This is a genomic window from Sporolactobacillus sp. CQH2019 (assembly GCF_028765345.1).
Lineage (GTDB): Bacteria > Bacillota > Bacilli > Bacillales > Sporolactobacillaceae > Sporolactobacillus.
Genome location: NZ_JARAJZ010000001.1, coordinates 90,762 through 114,994, shown reverse-complemented (window position 1 = coordinate 114,994; position 24,233 = coordinate 90,762). Strand labels below are relative to the sequence as shown.

Below are 24,233 nucleotides of genomic sequence, written 5' to 3'. Positions count from 1 at the left end.
TATGGAAATACTGGAAATAGTTCGTCTGCAAAGAGTGGGAATTTCCCACTCTTTCGTTTTCCAAAGGAGGCTGGACATGGCTGGTGCGATCGCGAAGATGACGGATGAATTGATCTCTCCGATTTTGCGTGAATTAGATCTTGAGCTCGTCGATATCGAGTACGTGAAAGAAGGGAAGAATCGGTTCCTGCGTGTCTTTATTGATTCTCCGCGAGGCGTCGATCTGGATACCTGCGCGGCTGTCAGCGAGAAATTAAGCCAGGCACTTGATGCGAGCGATCCGATCAAAGAGGCTTATTTCCTTGAAGTCTCGTCTGCCGGCGCAGAAAGACCGCTGAAAAAGTATGAGGATTATCTGAAATCCGTGGGCAAAGACGTGCATGTGACAACCTATGAGCCTCTGCATGGTTCAAAAGTCTTTGAGGGACGGCTGACAGAGGTAAACAGGGAATGCGTGACACTGATGATTAAAAATAAGACAAGAATGGATTCCATGACGCTTCCGTTTGACAAGATTGCGAGCGGCCGGCTTGCGATCATTTTTTAGACAGGTGATTTGCGGGTGTGAAAAGGGGGAGAAAAAATGAGCAGTGATTTGGTGGAAGCCATCACGGCACTGGAAAAAGATAAGGGTATCAGCAAAGAGGTCCTGCTTGAAGCGCTTGAGGCTGCACTCATTTCGGCGTATAAACGCAATTTCGATCAGGCTCAGAATGTCCGCGTCGACATTGATGAAGGACTCGGCCAGATCAAAGTATACGCACGAAAAGAAGTGGTCGAATCCGTAGAAAATAAAAATCTGCAGGTGTCGCTGGAGCAGGCGAAAAGTCTGAATCCGCACTATCAGCTCGGCGATACGGTGGAAATCGAAGTCACTCCGCGCAACTTCGGCAGGATTGCCGCACAGACGGCGAAGCAGGTTGTCACGCAGAGAGTGCGCGAAGCGGAGCGCGGTGTGATTTTTTCCGAGTTTATTGATCGCGAGGACGACATCATGACGGGCATTGTCCAGCGTCTTGATCATCGCTTCATTTATGTCGATCTGGGTCGCGTCGAAGCCCTTCTTCCCCAGTCGGAGCAGATGCCGAACGAAACCTACCGTCCGCACGACCGGATAAAAGTTTATATAACGAAAGTCGAAAATGCGAAAAAGGGCCCGATGATCACTGTATCGCGGACACATCCCGGTTTGCTGAAGCGCCTTTTTGAACTAGAAGTCCCGGAGATCTTTGACGGAACGGTTGAGATTAAATCAATCTCCCGCGAAGCGGGCGACCGCTCAAAAATTGCGGTCTATGCCGAAGATCCGACCGTTGATGCGGTCGGCGCCTGTGTCGGTCAGAAGGGCGCCAGGGTTCAGACGATCGTGAATGAACTGAAGGGTGAAAAGATCGATATTGTCCTCTGGTCCGAAGATCCGGTAACCTATGTTGCTAACGCGCTCAGCCCTTCTAAAGTCGTCAAAGTCATTGTGCATGAAGAAGAAAAAGCGACCACAGTTGTTGTGCCCGACTATCAGCTTTCCCTTGCAATCGGGAAAAAAGGGCAGAACGCGCGCCTTGCCGCGAAGCTGACCGGATGGAAAATCGATATAAAGAGCGAAACAGAAGCGGAAGAGGCCGGCCTTCTGGAGGACCTCGCGGACGAAAAGGCGGATGTTGATCCTGAGCATCCGGAAAGTGAGGCAGCAGGACAAGAAACAAAAAACGATGACGGTGAAACGCTGACAGAGGATCCTTCTGAAACGGAAGATAAATAAAGGGAGGGCTGATCAAATGCCGAAACAGCGGAAAATACCGATGCGAAAGTGCATTGCCTGCCAGGAATCGGCCGAAAAGAAAGGACTGTTCCGGATTGTGCGCTCGCCGGAAGGAACCGTCTTTCTCGATTCGACCGGAAAGAAAAACGGACGAGGCGCCTATCTGTCAAAGAAAGCGTCCTGCGTCAGCAAGGCAAAAGAGAAAAATCTTCTTTCCCGCCATTTGGGCGTGCCCGTTCCCGACACTGTTTTTGACGAAATGTTTGCTTATCTGGAGGATCATCCCGAGAATGCCGGAGAAGAATGATCCGTGGTACGCATTGCTGGGACTGGCAAAACGGGCGGGAAAGGTTGTTGCAGGGGAAGAAACGGTTCTGAAAGCAATCCGCGGGCACAAAGCCGGAGTCGTCATCATGTCGTCGGACGCCTCGGATCGCACCAAAAAGACCGTGAACAATAAGTGCATTTTTTACAAAGTACCGATATTTGAAACATCGGAAAGGGTGACGCTCGGTCGGGCGATCGGTCAGCCGCCGCGTGTATTGATTGCGGTAACGGACAGCCGGTTTGCTGCAAGGCTGATTGAATGGCTCGGACCATCAACACGGGGGTGAATATATGACGAAAATGCGTGTTTATGAATATGCCAAGGAGCATAAACTAACGAGCAAGGAAATTATTTCGAATCTTGAAGGACTCGGCTATTCCGTCAAGAGCCACATGTCTATTATTGAAGATAATGCAATCAAACAATTGAATAAAAAATTAAAAATAAAAACAGTCACGGTCCATCAGGCAGAAACCGTAAAACCGAAAAAAAAGAATGAAGAGGGTCCAGTGAACCAAGCAAAGATCAAGAATACGCGAGCCAACCGTCCGACTAGGGAATTGAATGAAAAACAATCCGTTACGACAAAAGGAAGACAGGGAACCGGCCGGAAAAACACCGCTGCAAACGATGGCGGCGGCGAAGGAAATCATTTCGGCGGCAGACGAAGCGGCGGCAGACGAAACAGCCGTTTCAATTCGAAAAGGCGCGGGGGCCAGCAGCATGGGAACCGTCAGAGACAGGAAATCAAGCTTCCGGAAAAAATAATGCTGTCCGGAACGCTGACTGTCGGACAGTTTGCCGAAAAGCTCGGCCGTCCGTCGACCGACATTATTAAGAAGTTGATGGCGCTGGGCGTAATGGCGACGAAGAATCAGGATCTCGATAAAGATACAATCGGACTGCTCGCCGCTGATTACGGCGTTGCCGTTGAAGAAGAAGTTATCGTCGACGAAGCCAATTTTGAACAGGAAGGCCTCGGCATCGATGAAAAGACGGCCGTGGTCCGTCCTCCGGTTGTCACGATCATGGGCCATGTCGACCATGGGAAAACGACGTTGCTTGATTCGATACGCCATACGAAAATCACGGCCGGAGAAGCAGGCGGCATTACCCAGCATATCGGAGCTTACCAGGTTACACATGACGGGAAAAAGATTACTTTTCTGGATACGCCGGGCCACGCCGCTTTTACAACGATGCGGGCCAGAGGAGCGGAGATCACCGATATCACGGTGCTTGTGGTAGCGGCGGACGACGGAGTGATGCCGCAGACCATTGAGGCGATTCATCATGCCCGGGCGGCCAAAGTTCCGATCATCGTTGCCGTCAATAAAATCGACAAACCGAATGCCAATCCGGATCACGTCATGCAGGAACTGTCGGAACAGGGACTGGTGCCCGAAGATTGGGGCGGAGACACGATCTTCGTGAAGATATCCGCAAAAAAGGGTACGGGAATCGACGATCTCCTTGAAATGATCCTGCTTGTCGCGGAAATGGAAGAATGTAAAGCCAATCCTGAAAAAATGGCACGCGGCGCCGTCATCGAGGCACAGCTTGATAAAGGAAAAGGCCCGGTTGCCACGCTGCTCATTCAAAACGGGACATTGAAAATAGGCGACCCCATTGTGGTCGGCAATACGTTCGGACGGGTGCGGGCGATGGTCAACGATGTCGGCCGCCGCGTCAAGAAAGCCGGCCCCTCGATGCCGGTTGAAATCACCGGCCTGAATAATGTGCCTCAGGCGGGCGATCAGTTTATCGTTTTTGAAGATGAGAAAAAAGCGCGCCAGATCGGCGAAACCCGTGCCGAACGCGCACTGATCACGGAACGGAAGGAAACAACGAGCAAAGTCAGCCTGGATGATCTGTTTGAAAAGATAAAGGAAGGCGAAATGAAAGAAATCAATGTCGTCATTAAAGCAGACGTACAGGGATCTGTCGAAGCGCTTTCGGGATCGCTGAAGAAAATCGATGTGGACGGCGTAAAAATCAATATCATCCACGAGGGAGTCGGCGGCATCAGTGAATCGGATATTATCCTTGCCTCGGCTTCCAACGCGATCATCATCGGTTTTAATGTCCGTCCCGATAATCATGCGAAGAAAGTGGCGGAAGAGGAAAAGGTGGATATTCGCCTGTACCGTGTGATTTACGACGCGATCGATGAAATGGAAGCCGCCATGAAGGGAATGCTGGATCCGGAATATAAGGAAAAAGTGATCGGGCAGCTCGAAGTCCGTACAATTTTCAAAGTGTCGAAAATCGGCACTATAGCGGGATGCTATGTCACGGACGGAAAAATTGCCAAGGATGCCGGCATACGGCTCGTTCGAAACGGCGTCGTTATCTACGAGGGACATGTGGATACGCTGAAGCGTTTCAAAGATGATGCCAAAGAGGTCAAGTCTGGATTCGAATGCGGCGTAACGCTGGAGAATTTTAACGACATCAAGGAGGGCGATACAATGGAGGCTTATGTTATGGAGGAAGTTCAGCCGAAATGATGATCGGTCTTGTGCAGTGTGAATGCATACTGTACAGTGCACAGTCTTTGAAAGAAAAACGCACCGTGATCCTCAGTATCCTGCGTAAAGCAGTAAACGGGCACAATCTTGCGGCAAGCGAGACTGCGTATCAGGATAGCTGGCAACGCACCAAACTGGCATTCGTTTCCGTCGGGACTTCCAGAACTCATGTGGAACGCGAGTTGGCTCGGGCTCTGTCCCTCATTGACGGTCGCGTTGACATTGAACGCGCGGACACGGTTTATGAATGGCTTTGAGAAGGAGGGTGAACCCATGGCAAATTTACGGGTGCATCGCGTTGCCGAACAGATGAAGAAGGAAATGAGCGATATCATTGAACACCGGATCAAGGATCCCAGGGTCGGTTTTGTGACCGTGACGGGGGTTGACGTAACCGGCGATCTTCAGGATGCCACCGTATATATCAGCGTGCTCGGAGACGACCAAAAGAAAACCGCGACGCTTGAAGGCCTGGCCAAAGCAAAGGGATTTATACGAAGTGAAATCGGCAAACGGATTCGTCTGAGAAAGACGCCGGAAATTCAATTCAAATTCGATCAATCGGTTGAATACGGAAATCATATCGATCAATTGATTGACGATCTGCACAGAAGAGAAAAAGAGTAAGGTGGACCTTTCATGAGCGAATATGACGGACTTCTGCCGCTCTACAAACCGCGCGGAATCACGTCTCACGATTGTGTTGCCCGTCTCCGGAGGCTTCTGGGCTTCAGAAAAATCGGGCACGCGGGGACGCTGGATCCGGATGTGGACGGCGTCCTGATTCTCTGCCTGGGAAGAGCTACAAAAGTGGCCCAGTACCTGCTTGAATACGGCAAAAGGTACAAGGGCGTGATTCGTCTCGGGACGGCGACAGCAACGGAGGACGCAGGCGGCGAAATCGTTGAAAGCAAAGAGATCGTTCGGCCGATTGCCCGATCGCGGATTGAACGGGTGTTCGGCTCTTTCAAAGGCGAGATCCGTCAGTGCCCGCCGATGTATTCTGCTGTGAAGGTAAACGGCAGAAAACTTTATGAGTATGCCAGAGAAGGGATAACGGTTGAACGTCCGGTCCGTCGTGTCCGTATTTTTAACTTAGTCATTGCCGGCGGCGAAGAGAACTTTTTGCCGGACATTCCCTTTGAAGTTTCATGCAGCAAGGGGACATACGTGAGGACGCTGGCGGCGGATATCGGGCGGGAGCTGGGCTATCCTGCCCATCTGCAGATGCTGACGCGGACAAAAGAGGGGCCTTTTGAATTAAAGGACTCTCTGACATTTGAACAAGTTGAAGATCTGATCGGCCATCGTCAATTTTCCGCATGTCTGAAGCCGCTGGAATCAGGGCTCGGCATGCTGGACCGCTGGACCGTCGGCGACTTGCTGGAAAGAAAAATTATTCACGGAGCCGTTCTTCCCGCTCCTGAGGGATTCCGTAATCATGCTTATGCGGTTTATAATAACAAGGGAAACTGTTTGGCGGTTTACCGTCTCCACCCTGATAGACAGGGAATGGTCAAACCGGAAAAAGTGCTTGTGACCGGGGATTGCTGAATCAATGAGAAAGCGCCGACAGTATTTCAGTCTAGCGAGAGTAGAAGGTGCCTGCATTGGAAAGAATTTTTTTGGAAAAGATCCCTTTTATCGAAAAAATCGACAGCAATGAAAAAGTAATCGCATTGGGAAATTTTGACGGTGTACATCTAGGACACCAAAAAGTGATCCGAAAGGCCGTGGAAATTGCCCGGGAAAAGGGACTCGCATCCGCGGTCATGACTTTTTATCCTCATCCGTCGGTCGTTCTTAAACCGTCGGCCAAGCGGGCGGATTATCTTACGCCTCTGGAAATGAAAGCAGATTTAATTGAGAAACTAGGAGTCGATCTCCTTTTTTTCGTTCGCTTCGATATAGCGCTCAGCCGGCTGTCGCCGCAGGATTTCGTCGATAACTATCTGATCAGGCTGCACGCCAAACATGTGGTTGCCGGCTATGATTTTACATTCGGGCGTATGGCCGGCGGCAATATGGATAACATCGACGATTATTCGCGAAGCATGTTCAGCTATACGGTCGTCCCCAAAGTTGAGATGTTCGGCGAAAAAGTGAGCACTACCCATATCCGTGCTCTGGTCGCTGGAGGAGACGTTGATAATGCGTCACTGCTTCTCGGCCGGCCGTACCGGACGTCCGGCACGGTCGGACACGGAGACGGGCGGGGCCGGACGTTGGGCTTCCCGACGGCGAATGTTGAATCAAAAGACGTCTTTGTCATGCCGCCGAACGGTGTTTACGCCGTCCGGCTGATTGTTGACGGGGAAGCCATGGACAGCGTATGCAGCATCGGCACCCGTCCTACCTTCTATGATGAAACGGATGCGAAAACAACCGTTGAGGTCTATGTACTGAATTATGACGGCGATCTCTACGATAAAAAAGTGTCGATTGACTGGTATAAACGTCTCCGGACCGAGGAAAAGTTTCAGAGTGCGGATGCGCTGATTGACCAGATGGAAAAAGATAAAGCAGATGCCTTCGATTTTTTTGATTCGGAAAGAGCGAAAAGCAAATAAGACCGATGATCTGAATGATCTTGAATTTGCGGCGGAAAACGTGTATCATGATACGGTACGGATTTAATGTGTACAAGAACCTTTGCCCGGCTGCTCGTTCCACCGGCGGCGGCTGAGCTCGAGGGGATTCAGGACAGGGAGGTGAAAGCTGATGGCTTTAACGAAAGAACGCAAAACTCAGCTGATTCATGAGTACCAGACTCATGAGAACGACACCGGTTCACCGGAAGTTCAGGTTGCCGTTCTGACGGAGCAGATTAATGCACTGAACGAACATTTGAAGCTGCACAAGAAGGATCATCATTCTCGTCGCGGCCTCTTGAAAATGGTCGGGAAACGTCGTAATTTGCTGACTTATCTGCGCGGTGCGGATGTTAAAAGATACCGTGATTTAATTACCAGATTGGGACTGCGTCGATAAAAGAAGCGAAAAAGCGGGAGATTTCCCGCCTTTTTTATACTATACGGAAAATACCAGATCCGGCGGCACCATGAACGCCTTAATAGAGTGCTGCGGCCTGTCCGGCAGCCGCAAATAACCGCCGGATCCACCGACCGGCAGATTTTCTTTATGGGCAGGGAGCCTGATCGAAGAGGAGGACAAAAAAGTCGGGAGGCGTTCCCCAGGCTTTTGTCCGGGCCGCCCGGCCTTCGCATAAAATTAGTTTTCGCTTATGGACGGAAAAACAGGTCCGCCGTTCCAAAAAGGTGATGGGAGAAGCCCGGATCGGCGGGCTGTTTTGCTATGTTTACAGAAAAGAGGTGTTACGGAGACATGGAGCAGTCGAAACGTGTTTTTGAAATGGAATGGGCCGGACGGCCGCTGCGTATCGAGATCGGGGAAATCGCCAAGCAGGCCAACGGTGCTGCACTTGTCTATTATGGCGATACGGCCGTTCTTTCTACGGCAACGGCATCGAAAGAGCCGAAAGAAGGATCTTTTTTTCCATTGACAGTCAATTATGAGGAACGGGCGTACGCGGTCGGCAAGATTCCGGGCGGCTTCATCAAAAGAGAAGGCCGGCCGAGCGATATGGCAACGCTTGCCGCCCGCCTGATTGACCGGCCGATCCGTCCGCTGTTCCCCGACGGGTTCCGCAATGAAGTACAGATTGTCAATATGGTGCTCAGCCTTGATCTGAACTGCAGCGCGCAGATGGCGGCCATGCTCGGATCGTCCGTCGCTTTATCGATTTCCGATATCCCCTTCGGCGGGCCGATCGCGGGCGTTGTCATCGGCCGGGTGGACGGAAAATTTGTCGTCAATCCGACTGTTGAACAGGCCGAAAAAAGTGATATGAGTCTGACCGTCGCAGGCACCAAAGAAGCCGTGAATATGGTCGAGGCGGGAGCGGATCAGATTCCGGAAGAAGTGATACTCGACGCGATTCTTCTGGCTCACGAACAGATCAGACAGCTGATTGCTTTTGAAGAACAGATTGCCGCTGCTGTAGGAAAAGACAAAATGGAGCCCGAGCTCTTCAGAGCGGACGCCGACTTGGAAATGCGTATTCGCGGCCTTGTAGGCGACCGTCTGGACAAAGCGATGCGGACGAAAGAAAAGCAGGCGCGTGACCGGGCAATCAATGAAGTGAAGCAATCAGTCATCTCGGTTTTTCAGGGGGAAAACGAAAATGGCGAAGAGCCGGTTGATCCGGCACTTGTGGAAGGGATTCTGCACGGTATCCTCAAAGAAGAAGTCAGACGGATGATCGTCGTCGAACATCTTCGTCCCGACGGACGGGCAATAGATGAAATCCGTCCGCTTGCCGCACGGGTCGGCCTTCTGCCGAGGGCACACGGTTCCGGGCTGTTCACCCGGGGACAGACACAGGCGCTCAGCGTCTGCACACTGGGACCGCTCAGTGATTTTCAGGCATTGGATGATTTTGCTGCCGAAGATTCCAAACGATTCATGCATCACTATAATTTTCCCGGGTTCTGCACCGGCGAAGCCCGGCCGATCCGATCGCCCGGCCGCCGGGAAATCGGACACGGAGCGCTCGGCGAACGCGCGCTGGCGCCGGTGATCCCTTCTGAAAAGGAATTCCCTTATACGATCCGCTGCGTCTCGGAAGTGCTGGAATCAAACGGATCGTCTTCCCAGGCAAGCATCTGCGGCAGCACGCTGGCGCTTATGGACGCCGGGGTTCCGATCAAGGCGCCGGTCGCGGGCATTGCCATGGGCCTCGTCAAACACGGCAACGATGTTGTTGTCCTGACGGATATCCAGGGCCTGGAAGATTCACTGGGGGATATGGATTTTAAATGTGCCGGAACGGAAAAAGGCGTGACAGCGCTTCAGATGGACATTAAGATTTCCGGGGTGACGCGCGATATCCTGTCCCGTGCTTTACGGCAGGCCAGGGAAGGCCGCATGAAGATCATGAAGACGATCCTGGCGGCAATACCCGGGCCGCGTCCGCATCTTTCCAAGTTTGCTCCGAAGATCCTGAAGATGTCGATCCATCCGGAAAAAATCCGCGATGTGATCGGAGCGGGAGGAAAGGTGATCAATAAGATCATTGATGAAACGGGTGTCAAGATCGACATCGAACAGGACGGCTCCGTTGTTATTTTCTCGGCCGATGAAACGGGAAGCCGTCGGGCAAAGCAGATGATTGAGGATCTGGTTCGCGAGGCGAAGGTCGGGGAAGTCTACATCGGAAAAGTCAAACGTATTGAGAAGTTCGGAGCATTTGTCGGCCTGTTCGGACATACAGACGGACTGATCCACATATCGGAATTGGACGACAAACGTGTCGATAAAGTGGAAGATGTCGTTAAAATCGGCGATGAAGTCCGGGTTAAGGTTATTGATATTGATCGTCAGGGCAGGATTAAACTTTCGCGCAAAGCGGCTCTTTCAGATTCGGGAGCCCGGAAGGAAACCAACGTGCGCTGAGAGCAGGAATCATAAATAATGGACAGGTCTTTTGGCTGAGTCGGTGCCGCAGGTCCGGCTTCTTTTTTTGGGCCCTTTTGTTTTTTTATCCGATCCGCTGAGCGTTACTCATAATCTTAATGAAAAAGACATAAAAGAATATGAATCTATTTGTCTGCTATTTTTCATCGTGCTATAGTATATAGTAATTTAGAATGAGAATATCGAGTGAGAAGAAAAACGGGAGGATTTTTCGTGGTTATAAAACACAAATGTTCGAACGGCGTTCGCGTTTTACTGGAAAAGATGCCGTTTGTCCGTTCAGCGAGTATCGGTATCTGGATCGGAACAGGTTCAAGATACGAAAATGAATCAAACAACGGTATCTCGCATTTCATTGAACATATGCTGTTTAAGGGGACCGAGAAGCGAAGCGCGCGAGAGATTGCCGAGGCGTTTGACCGGATCGGGGGCCAGGTCAACGCGTTCACTTCAAAAGAGTGTACTTGTTTTTACGCCAAAGTCATGGACAGCGATGCATCCTACGCGGTTCATGTGCTTGCCGATATGCTGTTTCACTCCCGCTTCGACAGTGCGGATCTTGAGAAGGAAAAGCAGGTCATCGGCGAAGAGATCAAGATGTACGAGGATACTCCGGACGATCTGGTCCATGATTTGCTCAGTGCCGCGAGTTTTGCCCATCATCCCCTCGGTTATCCGATTCTCGGAACCAAGCAGACGCTGGCGGATTTCAACCGGGACGATTTGAAATCGCATATGCATACGCATTATACGCCGGATAACATCGTCGTTTCTGCGGCCGGAAATCTTGACGAGTCGTTTACTGACGAGATCGACCGGATTTTTGCGGACTACAGAGTGCCGGAAAGCGAGGAACGCCAGCCGGCCCCTTCGTTCAGCCCCGGTAAAATAGCGCGTAAGAAGGAAACGGAACAGGCTCATATCTGTCTTGGCTATGCGGGGGTATCGAGCAGCGATGAGAAAATGGTGCCGCTGATGGTCATGAACAATGCCCTGGGCGGGAGCATGAGCAGCCGCCTTTTTCAGAACATCCGCGAGGATCGGGGCCTTGCCTATTCCGTCTTTTCATTTCACACGGCCTTTAAAGACAGCGGCCTTCTGACAGTGTACGCAGGCACGGGAGCCGATCAGATTGAAGAACTGGGACAGACAATCCTTGAAACAATCCGGACGATGACAAAAGAAGGCCTGACCGAGAAAGAACTGGACAGCAGCAAGGCACAGATCAAGGGGAATATCATCCTCGGGCTGGAAAGCACAAACAGCCGGATGAGCAGAAATGCAAAGAACGAGCTGATTCTCGGACACGACCGTCCGATCGATGAAATGATCAATCAGATTGATGCCGTGACTCTGGACGATGTGCACGATGTGGCGGAATCGATCTTTGATAAACCGTACTCCTGTTCCATCGTCAGCCCGACCGGAAAAATGCCGGCCGCCCTTTAATGCACTTCCGAGCCGGCAAATGTCGGAAAACTCGGCTTCATCCCAAATCTCCGGCAGATGAGGCCTTTGCTGCGGGGACTTGGGCGACTCATGCCGGACCGGCCGCAGGACACGGCGCCGATGTCCGGCCGCTTAAGAGATCATCCTGAAAAATTTTTGCTTCTTATTTGCAAAATAAAGTCCCGGAAAAATTCTGATCATTTTTCCGGGACTTTTTCTATGCTCTCAGCACAATCGTTTTCACAACAGCGGGCATTCGTCATACCATAAAGTGTTGAAAGAAAATCAGGCTATATAGTGAAAGACAGCCATGCGGAGGGAAAGTCGATGCTGACAAACAGGCACATCGTAATCTTGGGAGGGGACGCTCGGCAGATTGAAGTGATAAGCAAACTGACCGCACTGGATGCACATCTGTCGCTGATCGGTTTTGATCAGCTGAACCGGAATTTCAACGGGGCCATTAAAAAAAATATGGAAGAGATCCGGGCGAAAGAAGTAGACAGCCTGATTCTTCCGGTCAGCGGAACGGATGAAGAAGGGAATGTCGAGACGACATTTTCCAACGAAACGATCAAATTGACCAAAGGCTGGCTTCAGGAAACTCCGACGCACTGCGCCATCTATTCGGGGATCTCGACGCCTTTTCTTGATAAAGTCTCACGCGAAACGGGACGTGAGGTCGTTAAATTATTTGAGCGTGACGATGTCGCTATCTATAACTCTATCCCGACGGTTGAGGGAACGATCATGATGGTGATTCAGCATACGGATATCACCATCCATCATGCGAATGTGATCATTCTCGGACTGGGCCGGACGGGAATGAGTCTGGCCAGGGCCTTTTCGGCGCTCGGCGCCCATGTCAAAGTGGGCGCCCGCCGTCCGGAACATATTGCCCGGGCGGTGGAGATGGGGCTCAAAGCATTTTACCTGAAGGATCTGGCGGATCAGGTGCAGGATAACGAAATATGCATCAATACGATTCCGGCCATGGTGCTGACCAGTAAAGTGCTGTCCCGCATGCCGGCCAGCAGTTTTATTATGGACATCGCTTCGCTTCCCGGGGGGACGGATTTCCGCTATGCAAAAAAGAGGGGCATCAAGGCCATTATTACACCGGGGCTTCCCGGACTTGTTGCTCCGAAAACAGCAGGCCAGATTATTGCCAATGTGCTGACGGAATTGTTGCTGGATAAATTTTCAGGGGAGGCGGAATAAGATGAGCCTTGAAGGGAAACATATCGGATTCGGAATCACCGGGTCGCACTGCACCTACAGCCAGGTCGTTCCGGAAGTTGAAAAACTGATGGAAGCGGGATGTAAAGTAACGGCTTTTGTCACCTATACGGTAAAGCAGACGGTGACTCGTTTTGGAAGCGGGGCAGACTGGGTCGGGAAAGTCGAGACGATTACAGGACATGAGGTTGTCGATTCAATTGTCAAAGCCGAACCCTACGGGCCGAAAAAACCGCTTGACTGTATGATCATCGCGCCTCTTACCGGAAACTCATTGAGCAAATTCGCCAATGCCCAGACAGACAGTCCCGTCCTGATGGCGGCCAAGGCGACATTAAGAAACGGCCGTCCTGTCGTGCTCGGTGTTTCAACAAACGACGGGCTCGGGCTTAATCTGCAGAATATTGCAAAATTAATCGTTGCAAAAAATATTTATTTTATTCCGTTCGGCCAGGATGATCCTGTGCACAAGCCGAATTCGCTGGTCGGCCGGATGGATTTGATGATTAATACGGTAGAATCGGCCCTGCTGGGGGAACAGCTTCAGCCGCTACTTGTCGATAAAACAAAGCAAGATTGACGTTTCATGTTTTTTCCCGGGCTGAATATGATAAAATAGAACTGGATTTCTAAGGGAGAGAGCTGTTTTCTGCAATTCTCCCTTTCTTTCGACTATCGGTAATTATATAATAGATGAAATGAGATGTCTATTGAACAGGAAGATCGGCCTGTCACAAACGGAGGACTGAACGCAGCTGTGGGGGACCGCGGGAGCCATTGCTCTGAAACGCTTGAAGGCTCACCGCTTCCGCTGAAAACCCGCTTCCGCCGATTGAAACCTGACGAAAAAGGCGAACGGATCGATTTGCAGCATTCTCCCAAGGTGGAAAGGATGATAGCGATTTGAAGATCATTGTACAGAAATTCGGCGGGACATCCGTCCAGACTCAGGAAATGAGAGATCATGCAGTTCAGCATGTGATGAAAGCCGTAAGCGAAGGCTATAAAGTGATTGTTGTCGTTTCCGCGATGGGCCGTGCGGGGGATCCTTATGCCACCGACACACTGCTCGGCCTCGTCGATGAATATGACAGCTCGGCGCGCGAGAGGGACATTCTGATGTCCTGCGGAGAAACGATTTCGATGGTTGTTTTTTCGAACATGCTGAAAAAGGCGGGCATCCGGTCCGAAGCCATGACAGGTGCACAGGCGGGCTTTCGGACAAACCGGACGTTTAACGAGGCGAAGATCATTGAGATGAAAGTCGGCCCTCTGCTCAAGAAGCTTGAAGGCCTTGATACGGTCGTCGTTGCCGGTTTTCAGGGACAGACAGCGGACGGCGAAATAACGACTCTCGGGCGCGGGGGCAGCGATACATCGGCCGCGGCGCTGGGGGCGGCTGTCGATGCGGAATGGATCGATATTTTTACGGATGTAAATGGCGTCATGACGGCAGATCCGCGCATTGTCAGCGATGCACGCAGACTTTCGGTCCTTACGTACAATGAGGTTTGCAACCTCGCTTATCAGGGGGCCAAAGTGATCCATCCGCGGGCGGTTGAAATTGCCATGACGGCGAAAATTCCGATACACATCCGGTCGACGATGTCGGAAGGGCTTGGCACGCTCGTCACGACGATGAACCGGGCGGGCCGCGGACAGGATATTCAGGAACGGCCGGTAACCGGGATCACCTATGTCAAGGGAGTCACACAGATCCGCGTCCGCGCCGGCAAAGAAGAGTACGACCTTCAGGCGAAAGTGTTCAAAGCGATGGCGGAACAGGGAATCAGTGTCGATCTGATCAATATCAGTCCGAACGGCGTTGTTTACACAGTGATGGAAAAGGTGACTGATCTGGCCGTCGCAACGCTGAAAAAATTGGGCTACGCACCGGATGTGCTGAGCGGATGCGCTAAGGTTTCGGCTGTAGGAGCGGGAATGGCCGGTGTGCCCGGAGTTGCTTCGCGGATTGTGAACGCGCTTACGGAACAGGGAATCCGTATCCTGCAATCCGCCGATTCCCATAATACAATCTGGGTCCTGGTTGAACAGGCGAGGATGAAGGATGCCGTGAACGCACTGCACCATGCTTTCCACCTGGAAAGGGAACAGGAAGAAGCCGATTTGGAACAACCAAAACAGGAGTGAGAAAAATGGATTTTGGCAGATTATTGACTGCAATGGCCACACCGTTTGATGAAAACGGAGACCTCAGTCTGGAACGTACGACCGACCTTCTGGAGCATTTGATACAAAACGGTTCGGAAGGCGTTGTTGTTGCCGGGACAACAGGAGAATCGCCGACACTGACGAACGAAGAAAAACTGGTGCTTTTTGAACATGTTGTAAAAGTGGCAGACGGGCGTCTGAAAGTCATCGTAGGGACCGGAGGAAATAATACAAAACAGTCCGTTGCGTTTTCGGAAGAAGCTTCGAAGCTTGGCGTCGATGCCGTTATGGCTGTGGCACCCTATTATAACAAACCGAACCAGGAAGGACTTTACGAGCATTACAAGGCAATTGCCGAACATGTGGAGGTACCGGTTGTCATCTATAATATCCCCGGCCGTTCAAAAGTAAATATATCCGCCGGAACAATCATTCGGCTCTCTGAGATCGATAATATCGTTGCCGTCAAAGAAGCAAGCGGAGATCTGGATCAGATGGCGGCGATTATCGCCGGAACGGACGATGATTTTCATCTGTACAGCGGCGACGACGGCCTGACGCTGCCCGTTCTTGCGATCGGCGGCCAGGGTGTGATCTCTGTTTCGTCGCACGTCATCGGTCCTGAGATGAAAGACATGATCGCGGCTTTTCTGGACGGAAACATCAAAAAGGCGGCATGTCTGCACCGGGCGATGCTTCCGCTCATGCGGGAGCTTTTTGCGGCACCCAGCCCTGCACCGATCAAGACGCTGCTTAATCACCTGGGCATTGCAGTCGGAGGCGTCCGTCTGCCGATGGTCGGATTGACGGATGAGGAGAAAGACTCGCTGTTCGATGTATATAATCGTTTTAAAAACTTTTCTGAACAGGAAATCAGAAACAGCTGAATAGGGAAATAAAGGGTGGATAGGGATGCGGGTTCCTTATTCGCCCTTTTCATTCATCCAAAATAAATGATAGTCAGGGGGCGATCGGCATGAGAGTCTTGTTGAGCGGATTCGCGCCGTACGGCGAGGATCATATCAACCCTTCCTGGGAAGCGGTACGGCGGTTGGACGGCATGCGGGCTGTTGGTAATGTAACACTCTTTGCAACGAGGCTGCCTGTCGTTTATGGAGAAGCGATAGAAAGATTGATTTCATCGATCCATGTGATCAAGCCGGATGTGACGATCGCTGTCGGACAGGCCGGTGGAAGAATGCAAATCACTCCCGAACGCATTGCGATCAATGTGAGCGATGCAGCGGTACCTGATAACGCGGGCCGGATGCTGACCGATCAGGCGATCGTTTCAGACGGACCGGCCGCGTACTGGTCGACTCTGCCGATCCGTAAGATTGTTCATGCGATCAAAGGTCTCGGCATTCCCGCAGGGCTCTCCAATACGGCAGGCACTTTCGTCTGCAACCAGGTTTTCTATGGATTGATGCACGAGCTGAGCCATTCCGAGCAGACGAGAATCGGCGGCTTTATTCACGTTCCTTATATGCCTGAGCAGACTCTGGACAAACTGACGCCCTGTCTCTCGCTCGATATGATCACGAAGGCACTGAAGTGTGCCGCCGTTGTTTCTGCCAAAGCACTGATGCCGGATCACAAATTAACGGAAATTAATTAGGAAAGCATTCTTTTTCTTCGGACTCCCTGGGGCGAACATGTTTTTTATTTAAAATTGTACTTTGCATAAGGCTTTGGGTATAATAAAGTCAGTGATTAGTTCGGGTCAAAAGCGATGACTGCTCAATTTAATAGGAGGAATGCCCATTGACACATTCGAAGCAGGACAATGTGCGAATCTATGCAATGGGCGGCGTTGGCGAAATTGGAAATAATATGACAGTCATTGAGGTCAGTCATGACATTTATATTATTGATGCGGGACTGATGCACCCGCATGAAGATATGCTCGGAGTCGATACCGTGATTCCCGATGTGTCCTACCTGACTGAAAACAGGGAACGGATTAAAGCTGTGCTGTTGACGCACGGGCATCAGGCCAATATCGGCGCTCTCCCTTATTTGCTGAGGGAACTGGATGTGCCGGTTTACGGGACGGAGCTGACTCTGGCTCTTGTCAGAGAAAGCCTGAAGGAATCGGGTGAAAATGTACGCAAAGATGCTCTTGTTATCATCGATCCCGATAAGGATCTGAAAATCGGCCATTGCAATTTTTCTTTTTTTCGTACCTACCACAGCGTTCCCGATGCGATCGGCATTGCCATTCAGACGACGCAGGGAATGATTGTCCATACAGGCGACTATAAATTTGATTTTACGCCGGTCGGTGGAGTACGGACCGATGTCAGCAAGATTGCGGCGATCGGCGATAAAGGGGTGCTTTGTCTGCTTTCCGACAGCAAACATGCGGAAATCCCGGGAAAGGCGCCTTCAGATTCTGTGATCGGCGATCAATTCAGCCATTTGCTTTACTCAGCGTCCGGCCGGGTCATTATGACGGTCCACGCGACCAATATTCACCGCATCCAGCAATTTGTTGATGCCTGCATGCAGCATCACCGGAAAGTGACCATTGACGGGCGCCTTCTGGAAAGAATTATTTCAATAGCCGTTAAAGAAGGATTCCTTAATGTCCCCAGAAATACTTTCCTTTCCTGGGAAAAGGCACTGAAGTGTCCGAAGGAAGAACTGGCCGTCATTACGAGCGGTCCTGACGGTGATCCGCTTACTTCTCTGACCGGCATGGCTAATCATTTGCACAAAAAATTGAAGCTGCAGGAAAACGATCTGATTATTTACGCGGCGTCATTGACCCCGAGCAATGAAAAAACGGTCACGAATGCCATCGACCAGTTAATGAGTGAAGGAGCCCAGGTAATCTTCGGAAAGAGCGTGCACGTTTCCGGGCATGGTTCCGCCGAAGATATAAAGCTGATGCTTCAGCTGACCCGTCCGAAATATTTAATTCCGATTGACGGAGAATTTAAAATGATGAAGGCTCATCAGGCAATTGCCGAATCGATGGGGCTTCCGCCGCATCATGTCTTTCTCCTCGACAAGGGGGATGTGGTCGAATTTACAGACGGGGAAGCCAAACAGGCCGAAGCGGTGCCTGCGGGCCGGCTGCTCGTTGACGGACTTGGGGTCGGCGATGTCGGAAACATTGTATTAAGGGACCGGCGGATGCTTTCACAGGACGGCACAGTCATTGTTGTTGTCACACTGGGGAGGCGGACGAAACGGATCCTCGCCGGGCCGGAACTCATTACACGCGGTTTTGTGTACGTCCGAGAATCAGAAGATCTACTGGAAGAAGCTAATCATATTGTTTCCGAAGTGCTTTCAAAGGCACTCACGCAGCATGTATCCGAGTGGTCATCGCTTAAAAGCGGAATACGTGACGCCTTAAGCCGTTACTTTTTTGACAAAACCAAACGCCGTCCAATGATATTGCCAATTATCATGGAATATTAAAAGGGTGAGCCGTGACCGCGGCTCACCCTTTTAAATAAGACGATGCCCAATTGCGCTGCCGCCATCGGCTCAATTGATGACTCGCAACATTCGAAAATCATATGGCTGACAGCTGCTTTTTCGATAAGTGCCCGTCACAAATAGAAAATATCAAGCCCCATTGAAAACTTTGCGAAATACGGATTAATAGAGTAAATTAAGGACAGTGGCTTACTGAAGCCTTCTGAAGAGCCGTCAGGAATTCCTGACCGATACATTTGTGGCAAGCCTTATCATTAAAGAGACGGCTGCTTCATTTTTTTCATTGAATCGAGGTAGAATTATGGCCAATAAAAAGCGGAAGAGAGTCCGGACCAGGAAGGGATGGAAAGAAACGCTGATCTATGAAGTCGGCGGTCTTGCCATGTTTGCAATGACCTGCATCGGGATCAGCAGCCTTGGGGCGGCAGGAGAGGTGCTTAAAGAAGCCTGCCGCTTTTTAGCCGGAGACTGGTGGAACATTCTTCTTCTTTTTTCTCTGGCTCTGTCAATCTATTATATTGTGATGCGGAAGCAGCCCGTCTTTTTTACAAGAAAACTGACTGGTATGTATTTGCTCACTTTTTCGGTGCTTCTTTTCAGTCATGTGAGACTGTTTGAGATACTCTCCGCAACGAATGTGTGGCAGAACCGATCCGTTATATTCAACACGTTTGTTTTATTTCAGGGCGATTTATCGGGAAACGTTCCGAGCCAGGGGCTGGGGGGAGGCATGATCGGTGCAGTCGGCTTTGCGTTTTTCCATTATCTTTTTTCAACCACGGGAACGTTATTCATGGCCGCCTTTCTCTCTCTTGTTTCTCTGATCCTGATTACGGGCCTTTCTCTCCGGGACACCGCGAAGAAATTATTCGGAGGCCTGTTCGCCGGGGCGGCAAAAAACCTTAAAGAAGGTGCCGGCCGCCTGAAACCCCTTCTGAAAAGGAAAGAAAAGAAGAAGGAACGGCCGGATTCCGCCGATCTGAACGGAAAGCAGGAGAATATTTCTGCGGTGAGCCCGGTTCAGGAACCGGAGATTCATGATTTTAATGAACGGGTGACTGCGCCCGCCGACTCGGCGGCCGATCTGTCCAAAATAGAAGCGAAACGCGAACCTGAAGAAGAGCGGGCTGCCGGAGGGCCGGATTTTGCACAGGAAGCGCCTGAAAATGAAGATTATCAGCTGCCTCAGCTCGATCTGCTTCATCATCCGAGAAAGAATGCGCAAAATAACGAACGGAAACATATCGCTGAAAACGTGCGCACGCTTGAGCGAACATTCGAAAGCTTCGGAGTGAGGGCCGCCGTCCGCGAAGTGCATCTCGGCCCTGCCGTGACGCGTTACGAAGTTTATCCCGAAGCCGGCGTCAAGGTCAGCCGCATCCTCGGTTTAAGCGATGATCTTGCTCTCGCGCTTGCTGCCAAGGATATTCGCATAGAGGCGCCGATACCGGGAAAATCGGCCGTCGGCATTGAAGTGCCTAACCGCGAAGTGGCTATGGTCGGACTCCGGGAGGTCCTGGAGTCAAAAAATGCCAAACGTGCGACTTCGAAACTGACCGTCGGCCTCGGCCGCGATATTTCGGGCGAGCCGATTCTGGCCGATCTGAATAAAATGCCCCACCTGCTTGTCGCCGGAGCAACAGGCAGCGGGAAAAGCGTCTGCATCAACAGTATTATTATCACGCTGCTGATGCGCACCAAGCCGAGCGAAGTGAAACTTTTCATGATTGACCCTAAAATGGTTGAACTGAATGTGTATAACGGCATTCCCCATCTGCTGACGCCGGTCGTCACCGATCCGGCAAAAGCGGCTCAGGGGCTGAAAAATGTCGTCGGCGAAATGGAAAGACGCTACGAACTTTTCTCGGAAAGCGGCACGCGGAACCTCGAGAGCTACAATGAAACGGTCAGAAGGTTTAATGAAAAGCATGAAGAAAAGCAACCGCTGATGCCTTATATTGTCGTCATTATCGATGAGCTCGCCGATCTGATGATGGTCGCCTCCAAGGATGTCGAAGAGACGGTTACGCGTCTGGCACAGATGGCGAGAGCGGCCGGCATTCATTTAATCATTGCGACTCAGCGCCCTTCGGTCGATATTATCACCGGAGTGATTAAGGCGAATATCCCGTCCAGAATCGCTTTCAGTGTTTCGTCAATGATGGACTCGCGGACGATTCTCGATTCCGGAGGCGCCGAAAAGCTTCTTGGAAAAGGGGACATGCTGTTTCTGCCGATCGGAGCCTCCAAACCGACACGTATACAGGGCGCTTTTCTTTCAGATGATGAAGTTGAAAATGTGGTTCAGTATGTAATCGGACAGCAAAAGGCCAACTACAGAAAAGATATGATGCCGGCCGACCAGCCGGAAAGCGGCCGGGAAAAAGTGGATGACGAACTGTTCGACGATGCTGTGCAGCTGGTGGTCGGCATGCAGACCGCCAGTGTTTCGATGCTGCAGCGCCGGTTCCGCATCGGCTATACGCGTGCCGCCCGTCTGATTGATGCGATGGAGGAGCGCCATATTGTCGGCCCTTATGAAGGAAGCAAGCCCAGGGCCGTGCTGATTACGAAACAGGACGACGAAGCTTCGACACGCTGACGGCCGAGTATCCGGCTGCCGGCCTGCCGGGTATAATAAATACAGAACAAAAAAGGAAGGACAGCAGGTGATGCATGTGGGCAGAACGCTGATTACCGGGGCAAGCGGAGCCATAGGAAGGGCAACGGCGAAAAAACTGGCCGCTGCCGGGAAATCTTTGTTTCTCCACTACAATAAGGGAGAGGAAGCGGCCTTCCGGCTTGCAGCCGAACTTGCGGAAAACCATCCGGATCAGATATTTTCGTGTGTCCGGGCGGATCTTGCGAAAGAATCGGGGCCTGACGAACTGCTTGCACGCCTCGACGGTCCGGTCGACGCCGTCGTTTATAACTGCGGGAAAAGCCAGGTCGGGCTGTTTCAGGACGTTGCCTCGGAAACCGTCAAGGAGTTTGTTCAGCTTCAGCTCGTCAGCCCATTCCGGCTGCTTCAGCAGCTGATCCGTCCGATGATCCGCGGGCAGAGAGGGAACATTGTTTTTGTCTCCTCTATTTGGGGACTGACCGGCGCTTCGACGGAAGTACTGTATTCGATGGTCAAGGGAGGACAGAATACATTGGTCAAGGCGCTGGCCAAGGAGCTGGCACCGAGCGGCATCCCCGTTAATGCGGTTGCTCCCGGAGCGGTGGACACGCCGATGATGAATGATTTTAATAAAGAGGACATCGACCTGATCAAAGAAGCAATTCCGATGGGAAGGCTCGGACGCCCCGAGGAAATTGCCGCATTGATCGCTTTTCTGATCGGCTCCGATGCTGCTTATATCAGCGGCCAGATTATCTCCGTGAACGGTGCGTGGTACTGCTGAATGGATGAGTTTTCCTGCATAAGCCGGATCTGTTGAGACACGCTATGAAAAGCAACACAAAAGTATCTCAGGGAGGCGAGTGGATGTCTGTTTTGGACAATTGGGATCATTGGAAAGATTTTCTGGGCGATCGGATTCAGCAGGCCAAGAGTCTGGGCGTTGATCAGGAGGCGTTGTCCGGTTTCGCCAAAAAAATCGGGGATTATCTGAATGAAAATGTAGATCCGAAGACTGAACAGGAACGTGTTCTGTCTGACTTATGGAATGTGGCGGACGAACATGAACGACTCGTTCTGGCGAGTCTGATGATTAAATTGGTCACTTCGGATACTGATGCCGCAGAGCGATCTGTTTAAACAGATGCCTGCAAAAAAGAGATGCCTGACGGTGTCTCTTTTTTTTAAAAACGGTGTCGTTAAACAGGAAAAATTATGATAGAATTATGACTGATGGTTCATGAAGAAAAACCTGTCTCCGTTTTCCAATGGACGGATTGAATAGAAAAACTCATCCATTTTTCCTATAGGGCACAAGGAAATACCTCTTGAAAACCTGTATATTTTAAGATAAATTGAACTGTATTGTTTTTTATGGGGAGGATCTCCATGGCAGACGGTAAGGAATGGTATCTGGAATACGAAATACATAGAAACAGGCCTGGTCTGCTGGGAGATGTGTCATCGCTGCTTGGCATGCTTGGAGTCAATATATTAACAATAAACGGTGTAGATCATGAGCGAAGAGGGCTGCTCGTCGCTGCCCGCGATGATAAGCAAATCGAACGTTTTCTTTCCATTGCTGAAACGATGGAGACCATTCATCTGACAAAAGTGCGCCCGCCGACTTTAAGCGACCGTCTGGCGGTCCGCCACGGGCGTTATATTGAGAGGGACACGGGGGATCGCAAGACGTTTCGGTTTACAAGGGATGAAATCGGTCTGCTTGTTGATTTTATGGCCGAATTGTTTAAGATGTCCGGGCATCCTCTGCTTGGTATAAGGGGGCTTCCCCGGGTCGGCAAATCCGAATCAGTTATTGCCGCAAGTGTTTCCGCAAATAAACGATGGATATTTGTTTCTTCGACATTGCTCAAGCAGACCGTTCGTACCCGGTTGTCTGACGATGAGCGTTCAACGGATCACATTTACGTGATTGACGGTGTTGTTTCCAAAAGAAGAGGCTCGGAGAGTCACTGGGATTTGATACGACAGCTTATGCGGGCCCCTGTGACTAAAGTCATCGAACATCCTGATGATTTTGTAAGGGAAACAGAGTATACATTGGAAGATTTTGACTACCTTCTGGAATTGCGCAATCATCAGGACGAGCAGATCAGGAGCAGCGACGATTCCATTCATTCGGATTTTCCCCGGTCTGATTTTAATTAACAATGACAATGGCAGGTGTTATTAGTGAGTGAACTAGGTCAAACATTGAAGGAGGCCCGTGAAGCGAAGGGACTCTCTCTGGACGATCTGCAGGAGGAAACCAAGATCCAGAAACGCTATCTTCAGGCAATAGAAGACGGCGATTTCAAGCAGTTGCCCGGAGATTTTTACACAAGGGCATTTATCAAAAGCTACGCGGAAGCCGTAGGAGTGGATTTCGGCGAGTTGTCCGAGCAAAATGCCAGTGAACTTCCCCAAGTGCATCGGGAGCCTGCCGAAATCCGCACGCTTCCGCCCGACGGAAGTGAAGAGATGCCTGCTTCAAGAACCGTCCGGCATCAGGCGGCGCGTTCCGGCACAAAAGGCTGGTCTTCTTTTCTGAGTAAGGCAATTATTGCTGTTTTTGTTCTGATTGCGATTATGATTGTTTATATTCTGGCCACTAATTTGATGGGCGGGCATTCGAGCCAGGCTCCCAAGGGCAGCCAGGGAGGTGCTTCTTCTGTTTCCTTCAAGGGGAGCAGTTCCTCAACGGCAAAATCCGGAAATTCAGGTGCTCAATCGAATTCTTTGGCGCAGAAAAACAATTCGGCTTCTTCATCGGTACAGCAGAGCCTGAAAATGGACGGGTCACAGGGGTCGACGACGACCTACACGCTTTCCGGAACGACTAAATTTGCCGTATCTCTTTCCGCAGCGAAGGGGAAAAGCTCATGGATCAGCGCCACGGATGTCAAAAGCGGCCATCAGCTTGTTCAGGGAATCGCGTCGGGATCCAAGGCTTTTAACTTTGATGCATCCAATGTCCAGTCTCTGCGCATCGATGTCGGCAACGCACCGAATACCGTGCTGAAGATCAACGGCAAGAATTTCACATTTCCCAGCCAGACAATCGTTCAGACGATTATTATTAATTTTAATAAATAAGCAGACCCTTGAGTTGGAGTCAGCCGGATCCGGCGGCTCCTTTTTTCATGCGGCCGGCAAAGTGTGAAAGTTATGTGTCTGTAA

24 protein-coding genes are annotated in these 24,233 nt (G+C 51.0%); all 24 read left to right on the top strand.

Translation table 11 applies throughout. The features are described 5' to 3' along the window. Positions 1-76 precede the first annotated feature (76 nt). Positions 77-547 (top strand): ribosome maturation factor RimP, encoded by a 471-nt coding sequence (rimP, locus tag OYT88_RS00525; RefSeq protein ID WP_274397379.1) that lies wholly within the window; start codon positions 77-79, stop codon positions 545-547. A 36-nt stretch (positions 548-583) separates the two neighbouring features. Then, positions 584-1,759 carry a transcription termination factor NusA gene (nusA, locus tag OYT88_RS00520; RefSeq protein WP_274397378.1) on the top strand — a complete coding sequence of 392 codons (1,176 nt, stop codon included), beginning with the start codon at positions 584-586 and terminating at the stop codon, positions 1,757-1,759. Positions 1,760-1,775: 16 nt separating this feature from the next. After that, positions 1,776-2,066 carry an RNase P modulator RnpM gene (gene rnpM / locus OYT88_RS00515; RefSeq protein ID WP_274397377.1) on the top strand — a complete coding sequence of 97 codons (291 nt, stop codon included), beginning with the start codon at positions 1,776-1,778 and terminating at the stop codon, positions 2,064-2,066. After that, positions 2,050-2,373 (top strand): L7Ae/L30e/S12e/Gadd45 family ribosomal protein, encoded by a 324-nt coding sequence (locus OYT88_RS00510; protein ID WP_274397376.1) that lies wholly within the window; start codon positions 2,050-2,052, stop codon positions 2,371-2,373. The genes rnpM and OYT88_RS00510 overlap by 17 nt, the downstream gene beginning before the upstream one ends. Before the next feature lie 4 nt (positions 2,374-2,377). After that, positions 2,378-4,597, top strand: a complete 2,220-nt coding sequence (infB, locus tag OYT88_RS00505) for a translation initiation factor IF-2 (RefSeq protein ID WP_274397375.1) — start codon at positions 2,378-2,380, stop codon at positions 4,595-4,597. Then, positions 4,594-4,875, top strand: a complete 282-nt coding sequence (locus tag OYT88_RS00500) for a DUF503 domain-containing protein (protein ID WP_274397374.1) — start codon at positions 4,594-4,596, stop codon at positions 4,873-4,875. Before infB ends, OYT88_RS00500 begins: the two co-directional genes overlap by 4 nt. A gap of 16 nt (positions 4,876-4,891) precedes the next feature. Beyond that, a complete protein-coding gene (gene rbfA / locus OYT88_RS00495; protein WP_274397373.1) occupies positions 4,892-5,245 on the top strand; it encodes a 30S ribosome-binding factor RbfA in 354 nt (117 codons plus the stop codon). A 12-nt stretch (positions 5,246-5,257) separates the two neighbouring features. Continuing rightward, positions 5,258-6,172 carry a tRNA pseudouridine(55) synthase TruB gene (truB, locus tag OYT88_RS00490; protein ID WP_274397372.1) on the top strand — a complete coding sequence of 305 codons (915 nt, stop codon included), beginning with the start codon at positions 5,258-5,260 and terminating at the stop codon, positions 6,170-6,172. Positions 6,173-6,228: 56 nt separating this feature from the next. After that, positions 6,229-7,188, top strand: coding sequence for a bifunctional riboflavin kinase/FAD synthetase (locus tag OYT88_RS00485; RefSeq protein WP_274397371.1), 960 nt, complete (start codon positions 6,229-6,231; stop codon positions 7,186-7,188). Between the two features lie 151 nt (positions 7,189-7,339). Beyond that, entirely contained in the window at positions 7,340-7,609 is a 270-nt protein-coding gene (gene rpsO, locus OYT88_RS00480; protein WP_274397370.1) for a 30S ribosomal protein S15, read from the top strand. A 354-nt stretch (positions 7,610-7,963) separates the two neighbouring features. Beyond that, positions 7,964-10,093 (top strand): polyribonucleotide nucleotidyltransferase, encoded by a 2,130-nt coding sequence (gene pnp / locus OYT88_RS00475; RefSeq protein ID WP_274397862.1) that lies wholly within the window; start codon positions 7,964-7,966, stop codon positions 10,091-10,093. Positions 10,094-10,327: 234 nt separating this feature from the next. Continuing rightward, positions 10,328-11,563: a M16 family metallopeptidase gene (locus OYT88_RS00470; RefSeq protein ID WP_274397369.1), complete on the top strand. Its 1,236-nt coding sequence runs from the start codon at positions 10,328-10,330 to the stop codon at positions 11,561-11,563. 327 nt (positions 11,564-11,890) lie between these two features. Continuing rightward, the gene (dpaA, locus tag OYT88_RS00465) at positions 11,891-12,784 is read left to right on the top strand and encodes a dipicolinic acid synthetase subunit A (RefSeq protein ID WP_274397368.1); all 894 of its coding nucleotides are present in this window, start codon (positions 11,891-11,893) and stop codon (positions 12,782-12,784) included. 1 nt (position 12,785) lies between these two features. Then, a complete protein-coding gene (locus OYT88_RS00460) occupies positions 12,786-13,382 on the top strand; it encodes a dipicolinate synthase subunit B (protein ID WP_274397367.1) in 597 nt (198 codons plus the stop codon). A gap of 123 nt (positions 13,383-13,505) precedes the next feature. Then, positions 13,506-13,709, top strand: a complete 204-nt coding sequence (locus tag OYT88_RS00455; RefSeq protein WP_274397366.1) for a hypothetical protein — start codon at positions 13,506-13,508, stop codon at positions 13,707-13,709. Continuing rightward, positions 13,706-14,953 (top strand): aspartate kinase, encoded by a 1,248-nt coding sequence (gene dapG / locus OYT88_RS00450; RefSeq protein ID WP_274397365.1) that lies wholly within the window; start codon positions 13,706-13,708, stop codon positions 14,951-14,953. The genes OYT88_RS00455 and dapG overlap by 4 nt, the downstream gene beginning before the upstream one ends. Positions 14,954-14,958: 5 nt before the next feature. Then, positions 14,959-15,861 carry a 4-hydroxy-tetrahydrodipicolinate synthase gene (dapA, locus tag OYT88_RS00445; protein WP_274397364.1) on the top strand — a complete coding sequence of 301 codons (903 nt, stop codon included), beginning with the start codon at positions 14,959-14,961 and terminating at the stop codon, positions 15,859-15,861. Between the two features lie 83 nt (positions 15,862-15,944). Further along, the gene (gene pcp / locus OYT88_RS00440) at positions 15,945-16,592 is read left to right on the top strand and encodes a pyroglutamyl-peptidase I (protein WP_274397861.1); all 648 of its coding nucleotides are present in this window, start codon (positions 15,945-15,947) and stop codon (positions 16,590-16,592) included. A 146-nt stretch (positions 16,593-16,738) separates the two neighbouring features. Further along, entirely contained in the window at positions 16,739-18,406 is a 1,668-nt protein-coding gene (locus OYT88_RS00435; RefSeq protein WP_274397363.1) for a ribonuclease J, read from the top strand. Between the two features lie 322 nt (positions 18,407-18,728). After that, the gene (locus tag OYT88_RS00430; RefSeq protein ID WP_274397362.1) at positions 18,729-21,029 is read left to right on the top strand and encodes a DNA translocase FtsK; all 2,301 of its coding nucleotides are present in this window, start codon (positions 18,729-18,731) and stop codon (positions 21,027-21,029) included. A gap of 70 nt (positions 21,030-21,099) precedes the next feature. Further along, entirely contained in the window at positions 21,100-21,834 is a 735-nt protein-coding gene (gene ymfI, locus OYT88_RS00425) for an elongation factor P 5-aminopentanone reductase (RefSeq protein ID WP_274397361.1), read from the top strand. Positions 21,835-21,917: 83 nt separating this feature from the next. Then, on the top strand, positions 21,918-22,190 hold the full coding sequence (locus OYT88_RS00420; protein ID WP_274397360.1) for a DUF3243 domain-containing protein: 273 nt from the start codon (positions 21,918-21,920) through the stop codon (positions 22,188-22,190). A 249-nt stretch (positions 22,191-22,439) separates the two neighbouring features. Further along, positions 22,440-23,222, top strand: coding sequence for a DUF3388 domain-containing protein (locus OYT88_RS00415; RefSeq protein ID WP_274397359.1), 783 nt, complete (start codon positions 22,440-22,442; stop codon positions 23,220-23,222). Positions 23,223-23,246: 24 nt separating this feature from the next. After that, positions 23,247-24,149: a helix-turn-helix domain-containing protein gene (locus OYT88_RS00410; protein WP_274397358.1), complete on the top strand. Its 903-nt coding sequence runs from the start codon at positions 23,247-23,249 to the stop codon at positions 24,147-24,149. Positions 24,150-24,233: the final 84 nt, after the last annotated feature.

What these genes read in the sequence shown, in the direction of transcription:
- rimP (WP_274397379.1), top strand. Translation starts at nt 77, where the DNA reads ATGGCTGGTGCGATCGCGAAGATGACGGATGAATTGATCTCTCCGATT.
- nusA (WP_274397378.1), top strand. Translation starts at nt 584, where the DNA reads ATGAGCAGTGATTTGGTGGAAGCCATCACGGCACTGGAAAAAGATAAG.
- rnpM (WP_274397377.1), top strand. Translation starts at nt 1,776, where the DNA reads ATGCCGAAACAGCGGAAAATACCGATGCGAAAGTGCATTGCCTGCCAG.
- OYT88_RS00510 (WP_274397376.1), top strand. Translation starts at nt 2,050, where the DNA reads ATGCCGGAGAAGAATGATCCGTGGTACGCATTGCTGGGACTGGCAAAA.
- infB (WP_274397375.1), top strand. Translation starts at nt 2,378, where the DNA reads ATGACGAAAATGCGTGTTTATGAATATGCCAAGGAGCATAAACTAACG.
- OYT88_RS00500 (WP_274397374.1), top strand. Translation starts at nt 4,594, where the DNA reads ATGATGATCGGTCTTGTGCAGTGTGAATGCATACTGTACAGTGCACAG.
- rbfA (WP_274397373.1), top strand. Translation starts at nt 4,892, where the DNA reads ATGGCAAATTTACGGGTGCATCGCGTTGCCGAACAGATGAAGAAGGAA.
- truB (WP_274397372.1), top strand. Translation starts at nt 5,258, where the DNA reads ATGAGCGAATATGACGGACTTCTGCCGCTCTACAAACCGCGCGGAATC.
- rpsO (WP_274397370.1), top strand. Translation starts at nt 7,340, where the DNA reads ATGGCTTTAACGAAAGAACGCAAAACTCAGCTGATTCATGAGTACCAG.
- pnp (WP_274397862.1), top strand. Translation starts at nt 7,964, where the DNA reads ATGGAGCAGTCGAAACGTGTTTTTGAAATGGAATGGGCCGGACGGCCG.
- dpaA (WP_274397368.1), top strand. Translation starts at nt 11,891, where the DNA reads ATGCTGACAAACAGGCACATCGTAATCTTGGGAGGGGACGCTCGGCAG.
- OYT88_RS00460 (WP_274397367.1), top strand. Translation starts at nt 12,786, where the DNA reads ATGAGCCTTGAAGGGAAACATATCGGATTCGGAATCACCGGGTCGCAC.
- OYT88_RS00455 (WP_274397366.1), top strand. Translation starts at nt 13,506, where the DNA reads ATGTCTATTGAACAGGAAGATCGGCCTGTCACAAACGGAGGACTGAAC.
- dapA (WP_274397364.1), top strand. Translation starts at nt 14,959, where the DNA reads ATGGATTTTGGCAGATTATTGACTGCAATGGCCACACCGTTTGATGAA.
- OYT88_RS00430 (WP_274397362.1), top strand. Translation starts at nt 18,729, where the DNA reads ATGGCCAATAAAAAGCGGAAGAGAGTCCGGACCAGGAAGGGATGGAAA.
- ymfI (WP_274397361.1), top strand. Translation starts at nt 21,100, where the DNA reads ATGCATGTGGGCAGAACGCTGATTACCGGGGCAAGCGGAGCCATAGGA.
- OYT88_RS00420 (WP_274397360.1), top strand. Translation starts at nt 21,918, where the DNA reads ATGTCTGTTTTGGACAATTGGGATCATTGGAAAGATTTTCTGGGCGAT.
- OYT88_RS00415 (WP_274397359.1), top strand. Translation starts at nt 22,440, where the DNA reads ATGGCAGACGGTAAGGAATGGTATCTGGAATACGAAATACATAGAAAC.